Genomic DNA, 17,662 nt, shown 5'->3' with positions numbered 1-17,662 from the left:
GTAGGCGGCCGGCTGCGTCGCGTCTTGTTCCTGCACGGTTCCCGACCGGCAGGACATTGTCCATCCCCCGGTCAGGCCCGGCCGCCCTGGTCACCCACAAGCGTGCCGATCTTCTCACCCTTGACCGCCCGCGCGATATTGCCCTCTGTCAGAAGCTCGAAGACGAGGATCGGGAGCTTGTTGTCGCGGCACAGGGTGATCGCGGTCATGTCCGCGACCTTCAGGTCGCGGGTGATGACCTCGCCGTAGCTGAGCGAGTCGAACTTGACCGCTTCCGGGTTGGTCTTCGGGTCGGAGTCGTAGACCCCGTCCACACCGTTCTTGCCCATGAGCAGGGCCTCGGCGTCGATCTCCAGTGCGCGCTGGGCGGCGGTGGTGTCGGTGGAGAAGTACGGCATGCCCATGCCGGCGCCGAAGATGACCACACGGCCCTTCTCCAGGTGGCGCACGGCGCGCAGCGGGATGTACGGCTCGGCGACCTGCCCCATGGTGATGGCGGTCTGCACGCGTGAGTCGATGCCCTCCTTCTCCAGGAAGTCCTGGAGGGCGAGGCAGTTCATGACGGTGCCGAGCATGCCCATGTAGTCGGAGCGGGCCCGGTCCATGCCGCGCTGCTGGAGTTCGGCCCCGCGGAAGAAGTTGCCGCCGCCGATGACGACGGCGATCTGGGCACCGCCGCGGACCACCGCGGCGATCTCCCGGGCCATCTTGTGCACCACGTCGGGGTCGACGCCGAGTGCCCCGCCACCGGCGAACGCCTCACCGGAAAGCTTCAGCAGGAAACGGCCGGAACCCTTGCCGGTATCGCCCTTTTCGTCCTTGTCGGCGGCCTTGGTGGTGGTCATGGAGATCTCGCCTCTTCTACGTGTCGCACGTGTCGCACATACGAAGAAGGCCACTGCCGGTGGGGTGTTGTTCGCATCCCATGCTCGGCAATGGCCTCCTCGTCTGATCTGCTGTCGTCCGTCACGCCCGCGCGTAACGGGATACGCGACCAGCACGGACGACTGCTGTCGACCCTAGCGGGATCGCGCGTCGATCGCGGTACGGACTCAGATGCCGACCTTGATGCGCGCGAAGCGCTTCAGGGTGACACCGGCCTCGTCCAGGACCTTCTGGACGGACTTCTTCTGGTCGAGCGCGTACGGCTGACCGAGAAGGGTGGCCTCCTTGAAGAAGCCGTTGACGCGACCCTCGACGATCTTCGGGAGCGCGGCCTCGGGCTTGCCCTCGGCGCGGGTGGTCTCCTCGGCGACGCGACGCTCGGACTCGACGACCTCGGCCGGAACGTCCTCACGGGAGAGGTACTTCGGCGCGAAGGCGGCGATGTGCTGCGCGATGCCCTTGGCGAGGTCGGCGTCGGCCTTGTCCAGCTCGACCAGGACACCGATCTGCGGGGGCAGGTCGGGCATGGTGCGGTGCATGTACGTGGCCACGTAGGCGCCGGAGAACTGCGCGAAGCGGTCCAGGACGATCTTCTCGCCCAGGTTGGCGTTGGCCTCGTCGACGAACGCCTGGACCGTCTTGCCGGACTCGATCTCCGAGGCGAGCAGCGCCTGGATGTCGGCCGGGGAGGTCGCGGCGGCGTGCTGGGCGATCTGGTTGGCGACGGCCTGGAACTTCTCGCCCTTGGCGACGAAGTCCGTCTCGCACTTCAGCTCGACCAGGACACCGGAGGTGTTGTCGTCAGCGATGATGGAGACCACGGCGCCGTTCTCGGCGGAGCGGCCCTCGCGCTTGGCGACGCCCTTCTGGCCCTTGATGCGCAGCGCCTCGACGGCCTTGTCGACGTTGCCGTCGGCCTCGTCCAGCGCCTTCTTGCAGTCCATCATGCCGGCGCCGGTGAGCTCACGGAGCTTCTTGACGTCGGCGGCGGTGTAGTTCGCCATGATCTGTGAATCTCTTCTCGGAGTTCGAAGTCTCGAGGTCGGCGTCCGCCGCTGATCGGGCGGGCGTCCACCGAAGATCTACGGGCTGGGGGTGAACGGCGGGCGACGCACTCGGCGCCGCCCGCCGTCACTCAACCGTGACGCTGGATCGTCAGGCCTGCTCGGCCGCGGCCGGCTTCTCGGCCTCGGCGGCGGGGGCCTCGGCGGCAGCCGGAGCCTCAGCAGCGGGGGCCTCGGTCTCGGCGGGAGCCTCGGCGGCAGCCGGAGCCTCGGCCTCAGCGGCCGGAGCCTCGGCGGCGGGCGCCTCGGCAGCGGTCTCGTCGGCCTTCTTCTCGCCACCCTCGAGCAGGTCGCGCTCCCACGCGGCGAGCGGCTCGCCCGCGGCCTTGTCACCCTCGGCGGCCTTGCCGGCACCGGAACGGGAGATGAGGCCCTCGGCGACGGCGTCGGCGATCACGCGGGTGAGCAGGGTGACGGAGCGGATCGCGTCGTCGTTGCCCGGGATCTTGTAGTCGACCTCGTCGGGGTCGCAGTTGGTGTCGAGGATGGCGACGACCGGAATGTTGAGCTTCCGGGCCTCACCGACCGCGATGTGCTCCTTCTTGGTGTCCACGATCCAGACGGCGCTGGGCACCTTGGACATCTCGCGGATACCACCGAGGGTCTTCTCCAGCTTGGCCTTCTCGCGCGAGAGCACGAGAAGCTCCTTCTTGGTGAGACCCGACGCGGCGACGTCCTCGAAGTCGATCTGCTCGAGCTCCTTGAGGCGCTGCAGACGCTTGTAGACGGTCGAGAAGTTGGTGAGCATGCCGCCCAGCCAGCGCTGGTTGACGTAGGGCATGCCGACGCGGGTGGCCTGCTCGGCGATGGCCTCCTGCGCCTGCTTCTTGGTGCCGACGAACATGACCGTGCCGCCGTGGGCGACGGTCTCCTTGACGAACTCGTAGGCGCGGTCGATGTACGACAGCGACTGGAGCAGGTCGATGATGTAGATGCCGTTGCGCTCCGTGAAGATGAAGCGCTTCATCTTCGGGTTCCAACGGCGGGTCTGGTGACCGAAGTGGACGCCGCTTTCCAGCAGCTCCCGCATCGTGACGACGGCCATGGCCGTACTCCTTGGTGTTCTCGGTTGTGCCGCGTCCGCCGGACGGCGGTCGCGCCTGACGCCCGCGTTGCGCCTTGCCACAAGGGACCGAGGGGCGCTGACATCGACTGTTTGACGGCCTGATGTCGGGGCGTGCGAAGTCGACCCGGTGACCCGGATCGCCACAAGAAGTGTACGGGACCCGCGAGGCGCCGGGTGACGCCGATGTCCACAACCGACGGGTACTCCACAGATCCCGGTCATGATCCACTTTTTCGCGCCGCACACGCGACCGTTCTCGTATGCGAGCAGAACGATTTCTTCGTACGTGGCGGGTGGCACTGTGGGCCGTGCCGGCGGCCCTGCTGTCGACGTTGTCGGTGGCCGCCGCGCTCGTCGTCGGAGGACCGGCGGCCGCCGCCCGCGACGGCGACCCGGGCGGCGGCCGGGGCGGTGCCTCAGGCGATGTGGGCCCACCGGTCCCGACGGTCGGCCGCGCCTGGCCGGTGGGATCGCGTCCGTCGGTGGTGCGCGGCTGGGAACCTCCGGCGACCGCCTACGGTCGCGGCCACCGCGGCGTCGATCTCACCGCGGCCCCCGGCTCCCCGGTCCGTGCCGCCGCTCCCGGCCGGGTCTCCTTCGCGGGCCGGGTCGCGGGCCGCGGCGTCGTCTCGGTCGAGCTGACCGGCACGGGAGACCCGCCCCTGCGCACGACGTACGAGCCGGTGCGGGCGACGGCGGAGAAGGGCGCCGAAGTGGCCGCGGGCGAGGTGGTCGGCGTGCTCGAACCAGCGGGGTCGCACTGTCCGACCTCGTGCCTGCACTGGGGACTGCGCCGGACCGACACCTATCTGGACCCGCTGTCCCTGCTGCCGCCGTGGCTGCTCGACCGGGGGCCCTCCCGCCTGCTGCCGGTCACCGGACTACTGGAGTACCGGCAGTGACGAGCGACCACTCCGCCTCCAAAGAGCCCTGCACTCTCCCGACCGAACCTGCCGGATCCGCAGATCTGCCGGATCCACAGATCTCCGGATCCGGCAATCCGGCTGATTCGGCAATCCGGCCGATTCGGCGAGGGGCGGAGCGGTCTGGGAGGACCAGGGCGGAGGCGGGGCTGTGGACAGCGGCCACCGAAGCACACGCCGTCGTACGCACAGGTGCGGGCGAGATGTCGGGCCGCCGCCTTCGGGAGGCGGCCGCGCGAGCGGGCAGGCTCAGCCGCTGACGCCTCGCAGAGCCATCGCCACCGCGGCGTCGGTGATCGCTCCGGGATCCTCGGCCGCCCCGGTCTCGATCCGGCGCACCGCCGCGTCCACGATCCCCTGAAGGAGCATCGCGGCCGTCCGGGGCTGCTCGTGCCCCATCTCCCGCAGCGCCTCCACGATCATCGCGACGAGTCCCCCGTGGGCGGCACGGATCTTCTCGCGCGCGCCCGCGTCGAGCTCACTCGCGGAGATCGCCACGACGGCCCGGTGCTGCCGGTCCCTGACCAGCGCAAGCTGCCGGCGGACATACGCCTCGACTCTGCCCTCGGGCGTCCCGGCCAGCGACATCGCCGACTCGACCTCGGCGGCCCAGAGCGGGAAGTCGACCTGGCAGAGCTCTTCGACGACAGCCGCCCGGGACCGGAAGTACTCGTACACGGAGGACCGCGCCAGCCCCGTCCGCTCGGCGAGCGCCGGGAACGTCAGCGCTTCCGTCCCACCCTCGGACAGCAGTGACCGTGCCGCGTCCAGCAAAGCGGCTCGCTGCATCGACCGGTGCTCGGCCACGGAGGCCGCTCGAATCCTTGGCACGCTCCCACTTTACGGACGCCCCGCCCAGGACGGGAGTCTCTCGTCCGTGAGGGCTTGGTCCATGGCCCCGGGCCCGAAGTGGACATCCCGCCAAGACACCTCGAACCGGGGCGCCGAACGGGCCATGCCGGGCCACTCCCGGCCGCGCGCAAGAAGCCCCGTCGAGGCCGCACCGCCGGGTGCCGTCCGCCGGAGCAGGATCATCGGGCCGAGTCAGCGCCCGAAGCTCGCCAGTTTCGCGCGAAGCTGCAGCACGGACTTGGTGTGGATCTGGCTGACGCGGCTCTCCGTCACCCCGAGTACGTTGCCGATCTCGGCGAGCGTGAGACCTTCGTAGTAGTAGAGGGTGACCACGGTCTTCTCCCGCTCGGGCAGCGTGTTGATGGCCCGCGCCAGAAAGCGCCGCAGTTCACGGTCCTCGGCGACCTCCACGGGGTTGTCGGCCGCGGTGTCCTCGAGCGTGTCCATCAGGCTCAGCCGGTTGCCGCCCTCGCCGCCGACATGCAGCAGTTCCTCCAGGGCCACGACGTTGGCCAGCGACAACTGGCTGAACACCGTGTGCAGTTCGTCGACCGCGATCCCCATCTCCGCGGCCACCTCGCACTCCGACGGCGTGCGCCGCAGCTTCGCCTCGAGCGTCGCGTAGGCCCGCTCGACGTTGCGTGCCTTCTGCCGGACGGACCGGGGGATCCAGTCGAGCGCCCGCAGCTCGTCGATCATCGCGCCCCGGATCCGCGTGATCGCGTACGTCTCGAACTTGATCTCCCGCTCGATGTCGAACTTCTCGATGGCATCGATCAGCCCGAACACACCCGACGACACGAAGTCCGCCTGCTCCACATTGGGCGGCAGCCCCACACTCACCCGGCCCGCGACGTACTTCACCAGCGGCGAGTAGTGCAGGATCAGCTGTTCGCGCAGCCGCTCGTCGCCGGTGGTCTTGTACGACCTCCACAGCTCGTCGAGCGTCGAGGGGGCGGGCGGCCGCACGCCGTCGCGGGCGGCGGGGGGAGCTGCCGCCCGGTCGGACCCGGAGGTGTGCTGGGGCATTCGTCGCCTTGTGCCGTTCTGCAGTGAACTGGGGGTACCTGCGTGAGCTGTCTGTCTGATGTCGAGTTGCCTGTCTGAGCGGAGTCCTCGTGAGCGTAGCGTGACTGAGGAGTCGCAGTGCGCGAACATCGAGGGACTCACCGTGCGCAGATACGTTCCGCTGGACGCCTCCCAGGGGCACTGCTGTCGCCCTGTGTAATCAACGCGAGGCGCCAACTGCGGGAAACTCCAAGGACTTCGGGGCGTCGCCCGGACGGCCGAACACTCTCGGTCAGCATCATCCCCGATTCGGGCCGACAGAGATCGTGGCCTGGCGTGTCAACTTCCAGCCGTCGCCGTGTCGTTCGACGAAGCCAAGTGAGCGGAGTTCGTACAGCCTCGCGATCGCCTCGTCCTCGGTCGTCCCGGCGCCTCTGGCGACCTCCTGCCGCGTCCTCTCCTCCCTGGCTGGCAACGCGGCCAGCACACGGGCGGCCGCCGGATCCAGCAGGTCGCGGGGCAGCACCGGTCCTCTGCGGGCCGGGGCCAGCTCGCCCATGTCGCCGACGAGCTCGGCGACTTCCGCGGCGTCGGTGACCAGCACCGCGTCCCCGCGCAGGAGTTCGTGCACGCCGGCGGAGAGACTGCTGGTGGCGGGCCCCGGTACTCCCATCGTGAATCGGCCCAACCTCTGTGCGGCACGGGCGGTCACCAGAGCGCCGCTCCGGTACGCCGCCTCGACGACCACCGTGCCGCGGGTCAACGCCGCGATGACGCGGTTGCGCAAAATGAACCTGCTCGGTGTCGGATGCTCCCCGGGCGGCAACTCACCGATGACCAGACCCTGTTCGGCGATCCTTGTGATCAACTGTGTGTGGCCGCGTGGGTAGGGCCGGTCGACCCCGCAGGCGAGCACGGCGACGGTGGCCCCGCCCGCCCCGAGCGCGCCTCGGTGCGTCGCACCGTCGACGCCGTAGGCACCCCCCGACACCACGACCCACCCTCGCTCCGCTAGCCCGGCCCCGAGCGTGGACGCCATGTGGGCGCCGTACTCGGTGCAGGCCCGCGCGCCGACGACCGCGACGGAACGCAGAGCCCATATCCGCAGGCTGGGCCGCCCTCGCACCCACAGCCCGATGGGCTTCGCATCCCCGAGGTCGTCGAGCTGCGCGGGCCATTCGGGATCACCGGGACACACGAACCGGGTGCCGGCATCCCGCGCCAGGGCGAGGTCCCGCTCGGGGTCCGCCCGCTCGGCCCGCGCCCGCAGACCGGCCCATCTCGTGTCCGTCACGCCCGGCAGCTGCTGACCGAGTCCCATGAGGCGTCGGACCACCTCCCCCGCTCCGACCTCGCGGAGCCACCGTCCGCAGACCTCGTCCCCCGGCTCGACGACACGGGTGAGGAAAGCCCGGTGGAACCGCTCCTCGCCCCCGCTCACGAGGACGCCCCGATCGCCATCGGCACACCCCGGGGAACCCCGGTGCGCAGTTGCAGCGCGAGGGTCACGTCTCCGGCGTCGGGCCGGTCGTGGCCCGCGAGATCCGCGACGGTCCAGGCGACACGCAGGACACGGTCGAGCCCTCGGGCGGTGAGCACCCCGCGCTCCAGGCTGCGCTCCGCGTCGTCCATGGCGCCCGGGGAGGCGAACCACCGACTGCGCAGCTCACGGCCCGGCACCTCGCTGTTCGTCCGCCAGGGGGTGTCTGCCAGACGCACGGCGGCCCGCTCCCTGGCCCCCCGGACCCGGCCGGCGACCGTCTCGGTGGATTCACCCCGTGCGCCCCGATCCGTCAGCTGGGAACGGGTGACACGGTCCACCTCGACCCTGAGGTCCACGCGGTCGAGCAGCGGTCCGGAGAGCCGGGCCTGATAGCGGCGGATCGCGGAGGGCGGGCACTCGCAGAGGGTGTCGCGCTGCGAGAACCGCCCGCAGGGGCAGGGATTGGCCGCGAGCACCATCAGGAATCTGGCCGGAAAGCGCACGACACCCGCACTGCGCGCGATCACCACGTGCCCCGACTCGAGGGGCTGGCGCAGCGCGTCGAGGGCATGACTGCTGAATTCCGGTGTCTCGTCCAAAAAGAGCACTCCTCGGTGGGCGAGTGAGACCGCCCCCGGCCGTGCCACCCCCTGGCCGCCGCCAACCAGTGCCTGCATGGTCGCCGAGTGGTGCGGGGCGCAGTAGGGAGCGACGTCCACCAGGGGTTTGCCGGGCGGCAGCAGGCCGGCGACCGAGTGGACGGCGGTGACCTCCAGGGACTCGCCACGGCTGAGCGGCGGCAGGATGGCGGGCAGCCGCTCGGCGAGCATCGTCTTGCCCGCTCCCGGCGGCCCCTCCAGGAACAGGTGATGTCCACCGGCCGCGGCGACCTCCACCGCGGTCCGTGCCGAGAGCTGGCCGACGACATCGGCCAGGTCGTGTCCGTGGTCGTGCTGGGTGGCGCCCATGCCGTGCATGCCGGTGGCCGCGCTCGTGCCCGGCATGCGCAGGCCCGCGAGCGGGTCGGGCCGGCGCTCCCCGTCCGGGTCCTCCTCGGGCACGGGTTCGTCCGTGAGGACGGCGATCAGCTGCCGGAGGCTGCGGACACCGAGCACGGACACTCCGGGCACCAGTGACGCCTCGGCGGCAGCGCACTCGGGCACCACCACCTGTTCGTATCCCGCGTCGGCCGCGGCCAGCACCGCCGGCAGCACACCCCGTACGGGACGGACCCGTCCGTCCAGACCCAGTTCGCCGATCATCACGATGTCGGTCAGCACACGAGGATCGATGCGCTCGGCGGCGCCCAGCGCGGCGCAGGCGATGGCGAGGTCGAAGCCGCTCCCGCCCTTGGGCACCGAGGCCGGGCTGAGTCCGACAGTGAGCTTCTTCTGCGGCCACTCGGCGCCGGAGTTGACCACGGCCGCCCTGACCCGGTCCCTGCTCTCCGTCAGGCTCTTGTCGGGCAGCCCCACCAGGGTGAACGCCGCGATCCCGGGCTCCAGATCCGCCTGGACCTCGACGACGACTCCGTCCACGCCCACGAGGGCCACCGAGCACGTACGCGCGAAGCCCATCAGGCCACCCCTCGCACGTGCTCCACGACGGGTGCGCCGCGGCCGGGCAGCAGGACGCCCACGACGTCGATACGGACGCCGCCGGGTGGTGCCCCTCCGTGTTCCTGCAGCCAGCGCTCGGCCAGGCGGCGCAGGCGCTGGGCCTTGACGGGGGTCACGGCGGCCATCGGATGCTCGAAGACCCCGGCGCGGCGGGTCTTGACCTCGCAGAAGACCAGCGCGTCGCCGTCCCGGGCCACGATGTCGATCTCGCCGGTCCTGCCCGCGCGCCAGTTGCGCTGCAGGACCGTCATTCCGGCTTCGGTCAGCCGCCGGGCGGCCAAATCCTCGCCGTACTGGCCGAGTGCGTTGCGTGCCTTGGACGTATTCATGTCGGCACCACCTCCGGCGCCAACACTGGGCCCACCGCGATCCGCTAGTGGATCTTGGTGGACGACCGCCCGGTTGTGGACAACTCAGTCACCCACACGAGCGGTCGCCGTGGACTCCTCAGCTGCTCGGCAGTTCGAGGTCGCTCTTGTTCAGCTCCTCGATATTCACGTCCTTGAACGTGAGGACGCGCACCTGCTTGACGAACCGAGCAGGCCGATACATGTCCCACACCCAGGCATCCGCCATGGACACCTCGAAAAACACCTCACCCTGAACCGAGTGCACCTGCATCTCGTAGTCGTTGGTGAGGTAGAAGCGCCGTTCGGTCTCGATCACATATTTGAACAGACCGACGACATCGCGGTACTCCCGGTAGAGCTTCAGCTCCATCTCGGTCTCGTACTTCTCGAGGTCCTCGGCGCTCATGGCATGTTCCCCTTCAGCCGTGCGTCCCCCTATTGTGCGCCAGCCCCGCGAGCCCCTAGACGATTTCCGTGTCGAGGGTCTCGGGCCTGGCCGGGGGCCCTTCGTCGAGCAGCCTGCGCAGCAGCTCGGCGAGTCTGGTCGGATACACCGTCTCATGCGCCTGGTGAAGTTCCTGGCACGTCCACCAGCGCGCTCCGGCGACACTGCGCCGTTCCAGCTCGGTCAGCCCCGTGGCCCCGGGCACCACCTCTCGCGTGTCCGCCGTCCGGGCCAGGTAGTACCACTCGTCCTGGTCCCAGCGGCGCCCCGCGAACGGGAACGAGCAGGTCCGCCGCCACAGCACCGGCCCCAGCTCGACCTCGGTGATGCCGGTCTCCTCCACGAGTTCCCGCAGCGCGGCCTCTTCCCGGGTCTCGTCGCCCTCCACACCGCCGCCCGGGGTGAACCACCAGTTGTCGGACGGGTCCTCCGGTTCGTGCCCGTGCAGCAGCAGAATGCGGTCCCTCGGGTCGAGCAGGACCACCCGGGCGACCTTCCGCAGCTCCCCGAGCCCGCCGGGTCCCGAGACCGGCCGCTCGCCCGGCCCTTCGGATCCGGAGGGCGACCGCTCCTCCGCCGGTCCAGGTGTCTCAGCCGGCAAGAGCCCGCTCCCTCGGCCCCGTACGGCTCCGTCGGCGCCCGGCCCGCTTGGCGATCGGCCCGTACGCCCCACCGCCGAGGACGAGCACCGCGCCCACCACGACCGCGGTGAGGACCAGTCGCAGGGGCCCCGGCTCGGAGATGCCGCCGAGCGTCTCGAAGCCGGTGGGACGGATCAGCATGCCGTTCATGGGCCAGGCCACCGCGTCGACGCGCGCGTTCACCGAGCTGCGCGGCACCGTGCCGCTGCCGGCCTCCGTCAGGTGGGCGGTGGAGTCCAGCGAGCCGCTGCGCTCGTCGCCGAGCAGGAACAGCCGGCCCTCGGGCACCTTGATGGACGGGATCGCGGTCGACTCGGCCTCGCTGCCCTTCGGCAGATACGGTTCCTCGATCTTCTTGCCGTTGACGGTCAGCTTGCCCTCCGTGCAGCAGGCGACCGTGTCCCCGCCGACGGCGACGACCCGCTTGACCATGGGGAGGTTGCCCCAGCTGGCCTGCTTGAAGACGACGACGTCGCCGCGCTCGATCTCGGAGCCGTCGATCCGTTCGGCGAGCACCCGGTCACCGGCGACGATGGTCGGCGACATGGAGTCGGTCGGCACGGTGTACGGCTGGTAGACGATCGCGCCCCACACGAACCCACCGAGGAAGAGCACACAGCCGAGGGCCACGGCCAGCCCCGACAGCGTGCTGCCGAGCCGTCCGTGGCCCTCGTCCGTACGACTTGTCCCGCTCATCCCAGTGCTCCCCAACTCGGAGAATCGACCCCGCGGCCCAGGTCCGGGCCGCGGAAGATCGGCGATCTGGGACGGCACCCTACCCGGCGGTACCCGGCCCGGACACCCTGGTGTTCCCGACGGTAAGGCGACGCCTGCGCCACAGCACCAGGGGCACCGCGCCCGCGAGCCCGAGCGCCCCCGGAGCGGCGGCGCTGAGGTCCTGGTCGAAGGTGTCCGGCACGGGGAGCGTGGACCAGCGGGTGGGCGGCCAGGCGACGACGATGGCGCGGCCCACGACGTTGCCCACGGGCACGAAGCCCTTGTGCGCGTCCTGCTGGTGGTAACGGGAGTCCAGCGAGTTCTGCCGGTGGTCGCCCATGACCCAGATTTTGCCTTCGGGGACCTTCAGCTTGAACTGGCCGCCGCCGTCGTCCACCGTGCAGGGCGTGTTCCCCGGGTACACGTAAGGCTCGTTCAGCGCCTTGCCGTTGACCCTCAGCGGGCCGGTCCCCTTGCACTCGATGGTGTCGCCGCCGACCCCGATGACGCGCTTGATGAGGTCCTTCTCCTCGGAGGAGGGCATCAGGCCGATCCAGCTGAGAGCCGTCTGGATCGCGTTCGGGTTCGGCGCCGGCTCGCCCGCCAGCCATTTGTCGGGGTCGTGGAAGACGACGACCTCGCCGCGCTCGGGCTCCGAGCCGAACCACGGAGTCAGTTTGTCGACGAGGACGCGGTCGCCCTGCTGGAGGGTGTTCTGCATCGAGTCCGAGGGAATCGAGAACGCCTGCACCAGGAAAGTCTTGATCAGCAGCGCGAGAACCAGCGCGATGCCGATGAGCAGGGGCAGTTCCTTCCAGAAGGACCGCGGCTTCTTCGGCGCCGCCGAGGCGCCGTCGGTGTCCCGCTCGTCCCGGCCGGCGTCGTCACCGGAGTCATCTCCGGAGGTCACGGCGTCCTCTGCGGCCGGGGAAACCGCCTCTTCGGATCGTCCCGGTCGCCCTTCGGGGCCCTCGTGTCCGGATCGTGCGCCGACCGCCAAATCCCCCACATCCACTCCTCACTCCGTGCCGCCGCCTGCGACGGATACGACGCAGGCCCACCACTCCCATAACGAGCGGGAGTTCCGCAGGGGTCGGGAGCGGGATCAATCCGTATCGATCCGCGGTGGCCACCCTATGCGACGCGCCGAGTGCGGCGGTCGACCCGCCTGACGCGTCGGGCACGGACACATAGGTGTCGTGCTCCTCCAGGCGGCTCCAGTGCCCGATGGGCCAGGCGATGACCATGGCGCGGCCCACGACGTCCTCGGAGATGGTGCCGTTGTACTTCTCGGTGCGGTGGAAACGGGAGTCGGCGGAGTTGGAGCGGTGGTCGCCCATCACCCAGAGGCGCCCCGCGGGGACCTTCACCTCGAAGACGAGCGACGACGGTTTGTCACCGGGGTTGATGTACGGCTCGTTGATCGGCATGCCGTTGACGGTGACGCGGCCCTGGGTGTCGCAGCACTTGACGGTGTCGCCGCCGACCGCGACGACCCGTTTGATCAGGTCCCGTTCGTTGTCGGAGGGCAGCAGACCGATGAAGGTCAGCGCCTCCTTGACCTGCTTGACGACGATCGGGTCGTTCGTCTTCGCCACCGGCTGCTCGTCCTCCAGCCATCCGCCGGGGTCCTTGAAGACGACGACGTCCCCGCGCTCGGGCTTCGAACCGAACCACGGGGTCAGCTTGTCGACCAGGACGCGGTCGCCGATCCGGATCGTCTGTTCCATGGAGCCCGAGGGGATCACGAAGGCCTGGACGAGGAACGTCTTGAGGACGAGCGCGATGAGCAGGGCGACACCGATCAGGAGAGGGATCTCCTTGACGGCGGAGCGCTGCCTGCGCCGCTTGACTCTCCGGGCCAGCTTGCGGCGCTCCGCCCGGCCTGGCAGTACGGGGCCGCCGGTACGCCGGGAGCCGGTGGGCAGGAGGTCCTCGGCGGCACTGCGAGCACTGCGGGGCTTGCCGCGGTTACCCATGGACACCGTCCGCGCTCTTCGGCCCGCTCGCGCCTGGGCCGGTCCTGCCCGTGGCGGCGGGCACGCGCGCGTAGACGTCGGCGCGCTCGACCCGGGTCCAGTGGCCGGTGGGCCAGGCGATCCAGTCGGCTCTGCCGATCACGTCACCGACGGGGATCATGCCGCCGCCGGGGGAGCCCAGGTGGTCGCGGGAGTCGCTGGAGTCGCCACGGTGGTCACCGAGGAGGAAGAGGGTGCCGTCGGGTACGACGACGTCGAAGGGTGCTTCGGACGGCTCGTCCCCTTCGTGAAGGAACGTCGACTCGTCGACCGACCGGCCGTTCACCTCGATCCTCCCCTGCCTGTCGCAGCAGACCACATGGTCTCCCCCCACGCCGACGACACGCTTGATGTAGTCGGCGTCGCCGAAGTAACCGGTGCCGTCGAACACGACGACGTCACCGCGCCTCGGCTCAGCACCGAAACGGTACGCCAACTTATTTACGAGAACGCGGTCCCCGATCCTCAATCCGGGCTCCATCGAGCCGCTGGGAATCTCGTAGGGCTGGATCACGAAGCGGGTGAGGAGCAGCAGGGAGAACAGACAGAACAGCACGGTCAGGCTGATCCGTCCGCCCGGAAGCCAGTCGGCGGCCCGGCCCGCCAACGCGAAACGCGACCGCCCCTCCGCCCCCTCTGTGTCCGAGATCTCCTCGGGCACGGCGGGGTGGGAGGAGCGGTCGCGCTCCGTCTGCTGTGCTTGGGCGTCCATGTGAGCCAGATGCTATCCGGCTCTCATGTGGACCCGGCGCGAGCTCAGTTGTCGCGCTTCTCCTTGATCTTCGCGGCCTTGCCGCGCAGCTCACGGAGGTAGTAGAGCTTCGCGCGACGCACGTCACCGCGGGTGACGAGCTCGATCTTCTCGACGATCGGGGTGTGCACCGGGAAGGTGCGCTCGACGCCCACGGAGAACGAGACCTTGCGGACCGTGAAGGTCTCACGGACACCGGCGCCCTGGCGGCGGATGACTACGCCCTTGAACTGCTGCACACGGGAGCGGTTGCCCTCGATGACGCGGACGTGGACGTTGACGGTGTCACCCGGGCGGAAGGCCGGGACGTCGCTGCGCAGCGACGCGGAGTCGACGGAGTCGAGCAGCTGGGACATGATCGTCTGCTTTCTTCGCTGATGCCACAGGTCATCAACGGAAGTCGGTGGTGAAAGAAGGGGGCTGTCGTCGTCGGGGCGGGCGTCGTGTCCCCCTGTGGCAGGGGCGCACGCCGGACGACGTACAACAGCCGCCTATTCTTCCACGGTCTGCGGCCTGCGCCCAAATCGGCCGTCGGGGCCGGGCTGCCAGCCGAGGATGGAGAGCATCTCGCGGTCCTTCTTGTCGAAGGCCGCGGGGTCGCAGCGCTCGATGAGGTCCGGTCTGTTGGCGGTCGTGCGCCGCAGGGCCTCGTCCCGGCGCCAGCGGGCGATCCTGCCGTGGTGGCCGCTGACCAGGACGTCCGGAATCTGGCGGCCGCGCCACTGCGGCGGCTTCGTGTAGACCGGCCCTTCGAGGAGGTTCGCCATGGCGCCGGGCGCGAACGAGTCGTCCCGGTGCGACTCGGCGTTGCCGAGGACGCCCGGCAGCAGCCGGGCCACGGCCTCCGTGACGACGAGGACGGCCGCCTCGCCGCCGGCCAGTACGTAGTCGCCGATGGACACCTCGACGACGGGCATGCGGGTCGCGTACTCGTCGATGACGCGGCGGTCGATGCCCTCGTAGCGGGCGGGCGTGAAGACCAGCCACGGGCGCTCGGAGAGCTCGACGGCGAGTTCCTGGGTGAAGGGGCGGCCGCTGGGCGTGGGGACGACCAGGACGGGCCCGTGGGAGCCCGTCTCGTAGCCGTCCGCGAGGACGGAGTCCAGCGCGTCGCCCCAGGGTTCGGTCTTCATGACCATGCCTGGACCGCCGCCGTACGGGGTGTCGTCGACCGTGTTGTGCCGGTCGTAGGTCCACTCCCGCAGATCATGCACGTGCACGTTCAGCTGTCCACGCGCGCGTGCCTTGCCGACGAGCGAGACGTTCAGGGGGTCCAGGTACTCGGGGAAGATCGTGAGGACGTCGAGCCGCATCAGGCGTCCGCCCCCGGGGCGCTCTCCGGGGCCGGGCCGTTCCCGGCGTCTTCGGGGAGGGCGTCGTCGGCGTCCCTGGAGGAGGCGATCTCGGCCCGGTCGTCGATCAGCCCCGGCGGCGGGTCGATGACGGCCCGCTGCTCCTCCAGGTCGATCTCGACGACGATCTCCTCGACGAACGGGATCAGCACCTCGGTCCCGTCGGCCCGTTCGACCACGAAGAGGTCCTGCGAGGGCAGGTGCGAGATCTCGGTGATCCGCCCGACCTCGGTGCCGTCCTTCAGGACGACGTCCAGGTCCATGAGCTGGTGGTCGTAGTACTCGTCCGGGTCCTCGGGTGTCGCGTCCGGGTCGACCTCGGCGATCAGCAGGGTGTTGCGCAGCGCCTCGGCGGCGTTGCGGTCGCGTACGCCCGCGAAGCGCAGCAGGAGGCGGCCGCTGTGCACCCGCCCCGTCTCGATGGTCAGGGGGCCGGCCGAAGCGGGGTCCGTGGCCAGGACGGCGCCGGGGCCGAGCCGCTGCTCCGGCTCGTCGGTGCGTACCTCGACGGTGACCTCGCCCTTGATGCCATGGGCGCGGCCCACCCGCGCGACTACGAGCTGCACTTCGTTGATCTCCTGTCGTGTGCCTACTGCATTCCTGCGTAGACGACTACGGGCCGGGGACGGCCCAGTGGCCCTCCCCGGCCCGAGCCGGTGTTGCGTGTACGTCAGCGGACGTGGTCCACGTCGACGAGGTCGACGCGGACACCGCGGCCGCCGATGGCACCCACGACGGTGCGCAGGGCGCGCGCCGTGCGGCCGTTGCGGCCGATCACCTTGCCGAGGTCGTCGGGGTGGACCCGGACCTCGAGGACTCGACCGCGGCGCAGGTCACGCGAGGCGACCTGCACATCGTCCGGGTTGTCGACGATGCCCTTCACGAGGTGCTCGAGAGCCTCCTCGAGCATGCTCAGGCCTCGGTCGACGCGGACTCGGCGGGAGCCTCGTCCTTCTTCTCAGCCTTCTTCTTCTGGGTGATGGCCTCACCCTTGCTCTCGTCGTCGCCGCCGAGGGCGTCGAACAACGGGCGCGTGGCCTTCGGCTCCGCGACGAGCAGCGGCGCCGGGGCGGGCAGGCCCTTGTGCTTCTGCCAGTCGCCGGTCAGCTTGAGAATGGCGAGAACGGGCTCGGTCGGCTGCGCGCCGACACCCAGCCAGTACTGCGCACGCTCGGAGTCGACCTCGATGCGCGAGGGGTTCTGTACCGGGTGGTACAGGCCGATCTCCTCGATGGCCCTGCCGTCACGGCGGGTACGGGAGTCGGCGACGACGATGCGGTAGTGAGGCGAACGGATCTTGCCCAGACGCTTCAGCTTGATCTTGACTGCCACGGAAGTGGTGTCTCCTGGTCTTGACGTGGTTGGGCACGGCGAGATTGCCGCGTGGGGTTGCGGTACCCGAGTGCCCGATGGACGCGTCAGCCGGAGGAGAGAGGGGTCCTGTGCGGCTGTCGAGTACAGCTGGCCATTCTGCCACACCCTGACAGGCGCCTCGACCCGGGCAGTCTCCGGCCGGCCCGCGGCGGGGCAGGAGCCCGCGCGGGTGCTGCCGTCGAGGTGGGCCGCCGCGCGAACCGGCACCCACGAAGTGCCGCCGCGTCCTTCCGCACCACCCCGGCGGCACGACGCCCGCCGCTGTGTCGGCTGTCCGCTCAGACCGCTGCCGCGCCGACCACCTCCGGGATACGGAAGGGCTTCCCGCACCCTCCGCACATGATCGGCGCCTGCGCGAGGACCGACGGGACGACGCGGACGTTCCGTCCGCAGTCGCACACCGCCTTCACGCGCACGCCTCCTCCGGAGGAGCCGTGCCGGGCGGCCGGACCCCGGAAGCTGCGGGCCGTGTCCGCGGCGGTCGCGACCGTGTGCGCCTTGAGGGCGCGCTGCAGCCGCTCGATGGTCGGGCGGTAGCGCCGCTTCGCCTCGGGGTTGAGCGTGACCAGCGAGAAGCCGCTGCTGGGATGCGGCTCCTCGGGGTGGTCCAGGCCCAGCTCCTCGGCGATCGCGAGGAATCTGCGGTTGTGGTACCGGCCGGCGCGGGAGGTGTCACGGACACCTCGGGCGGCGGCGATGCCGTGGACTGCCTCGTGAAGCAGTCGCTCGAAGGAGAGTTCGTGTCCGCAGGCGGACGACGACTCCCCGATCAGGGACTCTGGCGCGGCAAGATCTGGCAGCTCGGGGTGGTGCCGCTGAATGTCGGCCCACGCCCCTGCCAGCTCTGCGGCGAGAACAGGTGGTGTCGTGCTCACGTAATGACAACGAGCCGGGGTGCCTCCGTGTTCCTATTCCGGGGCATCCCAAATAATTTGCACGTACCCGTCAGTTGCCGCTGATGCGTCCTGACGAGGGCGGGTGCGCTGATCTGCGGAGAAGCCTCACAGTTCCCACCCAGCCGGTACGTAGTACCACGTACGTCCTGGCGTGTAGGCACCGTCTGCACGCCGTGGCACCTGCGGTCATCCGGTGCGCAAGAGGCGTTTCGGTCCTT

General features: G+C 70.1%; 21 protein-coding genes. 1 reads left to right on the top strand and 20 read right to left on the bottom strand.

The genetic code is table 11. The features are described 5' to 3' along the window. Positions 1 to 71: 71 nt before the first annotated feature. The 3 genes from pyrH to rpsB all read right to left on the bottom strand — a co-directional run bounded on the left by pyrH (position 72) and on the right by rpsB (position 2,994). Positions 72 to 845, bottom strand: a complete 774-nt coding sequence (gene pyrH / locus KUF83_RS29180) for a UMP kinase (protein WP_217457967.1) — start codon at positions 843 to 845, stop codon at positions 72 to 74. A 207-nt stretch (positions 846 to 1,052) separates the two neighbouring features. Next, positions 1,053 to 1,889, bottom strand: a complete 837-nt coding sequence (gene tsf / locus KUF83_RS29175; RefSeq protein WP_217457966.1) for a translation elongation factor Ts — start codon at positions 1,887 to 1,889, stop codon at positions 1,053 to 1,055. A 151-nt stretch (positions 1,890 to 2,040) separates the two neighbouring features. Then, positions 2,041 to 2,994: a 30S ribosomal protein S2 gene (gene rpsB / locus KUF83_RS29170; protein ID WP_217457965.1), complete on the bottom strand. Its 954-nt coding sequence runs from the start codon at positions 2,992 to 2,994 to the stop codon at positions 2,041 to 2,043. A gap of 281 nt (positions 2,995 to 3,275) precedes the next feature. On the opposite strand from rpsB, the gene KUF83_RS29165 reads away from it, so the two are divergent. Continuing rightward, positions 3,276 to 3,917 (top strand): M23 family metallopeptidase, encoded by a 642-nt coding sequence (locus KUF83_RS29165; protein WP_217457964.1) that lies wholly within the window; start codon positions 3,276 to 3,278, stop codon positions 3,915 to 3,917. A gap of 270 nt (positions 3,918 to 4,187) precedes the next feature. On the opposite strand, the gene KUF83_RS29160 is transcribed toward KUF83_RS29165, so the two are convergent. From KUF83_RS29160 to KUF83_RS29080, 17 genes are all read right to left on the bottom strand, one after another. Beyond that, the gene (locus KUF83_RS29160) at positions 4,188 to 4,745 is read right to left on the bottom strand and encodes a TetR/AcrR family transcriptional regulator (protein WP_217458029.1); all 558 of its coding nucleotides are present in this window, start codon (positions 4,743 to 4,745) and stop codon (positions 4,188 to 4,190) included. A 237-nt stretch (positions 4,746 to 4,982) separates the two neighbouring features. Continuing rightward, complete coding sequence (whiG, locus tag KUF83_RS29155) at positions 4,983 to 5,819, bottom strand: RNA polymerase sigma factor WhiG (protein ID WP_217457963.1); 837 nt, start codon at positions 5,817 to 5,819, stop codon at positions 4,983 to 4,985. Positions 5,820 to 6,096: 277 nt separating this feature from the next. After that, entirely contained in the window at positions 6,097 to 7,239 is a 1,143-nt protein-coding gene (gene dprA, locus KUF83_RS29150; protein WP_217457962.1) for a DNA-processing protein DprA, read from the bottom strand. Continuing rightward, entirely contained in the window at positions 7,236 to 8,858 is a 1,623-nt protein-coding gene (locus tag KUF83_RS29145) for a YifB family Mg chelatase-like AAA ATPase (RefSeq protein ID WP_217457961.1), read from the bottom strand. Before KUF83_RS29145 ends, dprA begins: the two co-directional genes overlap by 4 nt. Then, complete coding sequence (locus tag KUF83_RS29140) at positions 8,858 to 9,229, bottom strand: YraN family protein (protein WP_217457960.1); 372 nt, start codon at positions 9,227 to 9,229, stop codon at positions 8,858 to 8,860. The genes KUF83_RS29145 and KUF83_RS29140 overlap by 1 nt, the downstream gene beginning before the upstream one ends. Before the next feature lie 118 nt (positions 9,230 to 9,347). Further along, entirely contained in the window at positions 9,348 to 9,656 is a 309-nt protein-coding gene (locus KUF83_RS29135; RefSeq protein ID WP_055510545.1) for a DUF2469 domain-containing protein, read from the bottom strand. Between the two features lie 55 nt (positions 9,657 to 9,711). Further along, positions 9,712 to 10,197, bottom strand: coding sequence for an NUDIX hydrolase (locus tag KUF83_RS29130; RefSeq protein ID WP_217458028.1), 486 nt, complete (start codon positions 10,195 to 10,197; stop codon positions 9,712 to 9,714). A gap of 88 nt (positions 10,198 to 10,285) precedes the next feature. Next, positions 10,286 to 11,032 carry a signal peptidase I gene (gene lepB, locus KUF83_RS29125; RefSeq protein ID WP_217457959.1) on the bottom strand — a complete coding sequence of 249 codons (747 nt, stop codon included), beginning with the start codon at positions 11,030 to 11,032 and terminating at the stop codon, positions 10,286 to 10,288. Positions 11,033 to 11,111: 79 nt separating this feature from the next. After that, on the bottom strand, positions 11,112 to 12,062 hold the full coding sequence (lepB, locus tag KUF83_RS29120; protein WP_217457958.1) for a signal peptidase I: 951 nt from the start codon (positions 12,060 to 12,062) through the stop codon (positions 11,112 to 11,114). Then, a complete protein-coding gene (gene lepB, locus KUF83_RS29115) occupies positions 11,947 to 13,032 on the bottom strand; it encodes a signal peptidase I (RefSeq protein ID WP_217458027.1) in 1,086 nt (361 codons plus the stop codon). Before lepB (KUF83_RS29115) ends, lepB (KUF83_RS29120) begins: the two co-directional genes overlap by 116 nt. After that, complete coding sequence (gene lepB, locus KUF83_RS29110) at positions 13,025 to 13,783, bottom strand: signal peptidase I (RefSeq protein ID WP_217457957.1); 759 nt, start codon at positions 13,781 to 13,783, stop codon at positions 13,025 to 13,027. Before lepB (KUF83_RS29110) ends, lepB (KUF83_RS29115) begins: the two co-directional genes overlap by 8 nt. Before the next feature lie 44 nt (positions 13,784 to 13,827). After that, positions 13,828 to 14,178, bottom strand: a complete 351-nt coding sequence (gene rplS, locus KUF83_RS29105; protein WP_217457956.1) for a 50S ribosomal protein L19 — start codon at positions 14,176 to 14,178, stop codon at positions 13,828 to 13,830. 135 nt (positions 14,179 to 14,313) lie between these two features. After that, positions 14,314 to 15,135, bottom strand: coding sequence for a tRNA (guanosine(37)-N1)-methyltransferase TrmD (gene trmD / locus KUF83_RS29100; protein WP_217457955.1), 822 nt, complete (start codon positions 15,133 to 15,135; stop codon positions 14,314 to 14,316). Next, positions 15,135 to 15,740 (bottom strand): ribosome maturation factor RimM, encoded by a 606-nt coding sequence (rimM, locus tag KUF83_RS29095; protein ID WP_217457954.1) that lies wholly within the window; start codon positions 15,738 to 15,740, stop codon positions 15,135 to 15,137. Before rimM ends, trmD begins: the two co-directional genes overlap by 1 nt. A gap of 104 nt (positions 15,741 to 15,844) precedes the next feature. After that, positions 15,845 to 16,084: an RNA-binding protein gene (locus KUF83_RS29090; RefSeq protein WP_005479813.1), complete on the bottom strand. Its 240-nt coding sequence runs from the start codon at positions 16,082 to 16,084 to the stop codon at positions 15,845 to 15,847. A 2-nt stretch (positions 16,085 to 16,086) separates the two neighbouring features. Next, positions 16,087 to 16,506, bottom strand: a complete 420-nt coding sequence (gene rpsP, locus KUF83_RS29085) for a 30S ribosomal protein S16 (protein ID WP_217457953.1) — start codon at positions 16,504 to 16,506, stop codon at positions 16,087 to 16,089. A gap of 320 nt (positions 16,507 to 16,826) precedes the next feature. Continuing rightward, entirely contained in the window at positions 16,827 to 17,423 is a 597-nt protein-coding gene (locus KUF83_RS29080) for a hypothetical protein (RefSeq protein ID WP_217457952.1), read from the bottom strand. Positions 17,424 to 17,662 lie beyond the last annotated feature (239 nt).

The organism is Streptomyces sp. BV286, assembly GCF_019090165.1.
In the GTDB taxonomy this organism is placed as follows: Bacteria; Actinomycetota; Actinomycetes; order Streptomycetales; family Streptomycetaceae; genus Streptomyces.
This window is presented reverse-complemented; position numbering and strand designations above follow the sequence as displayed.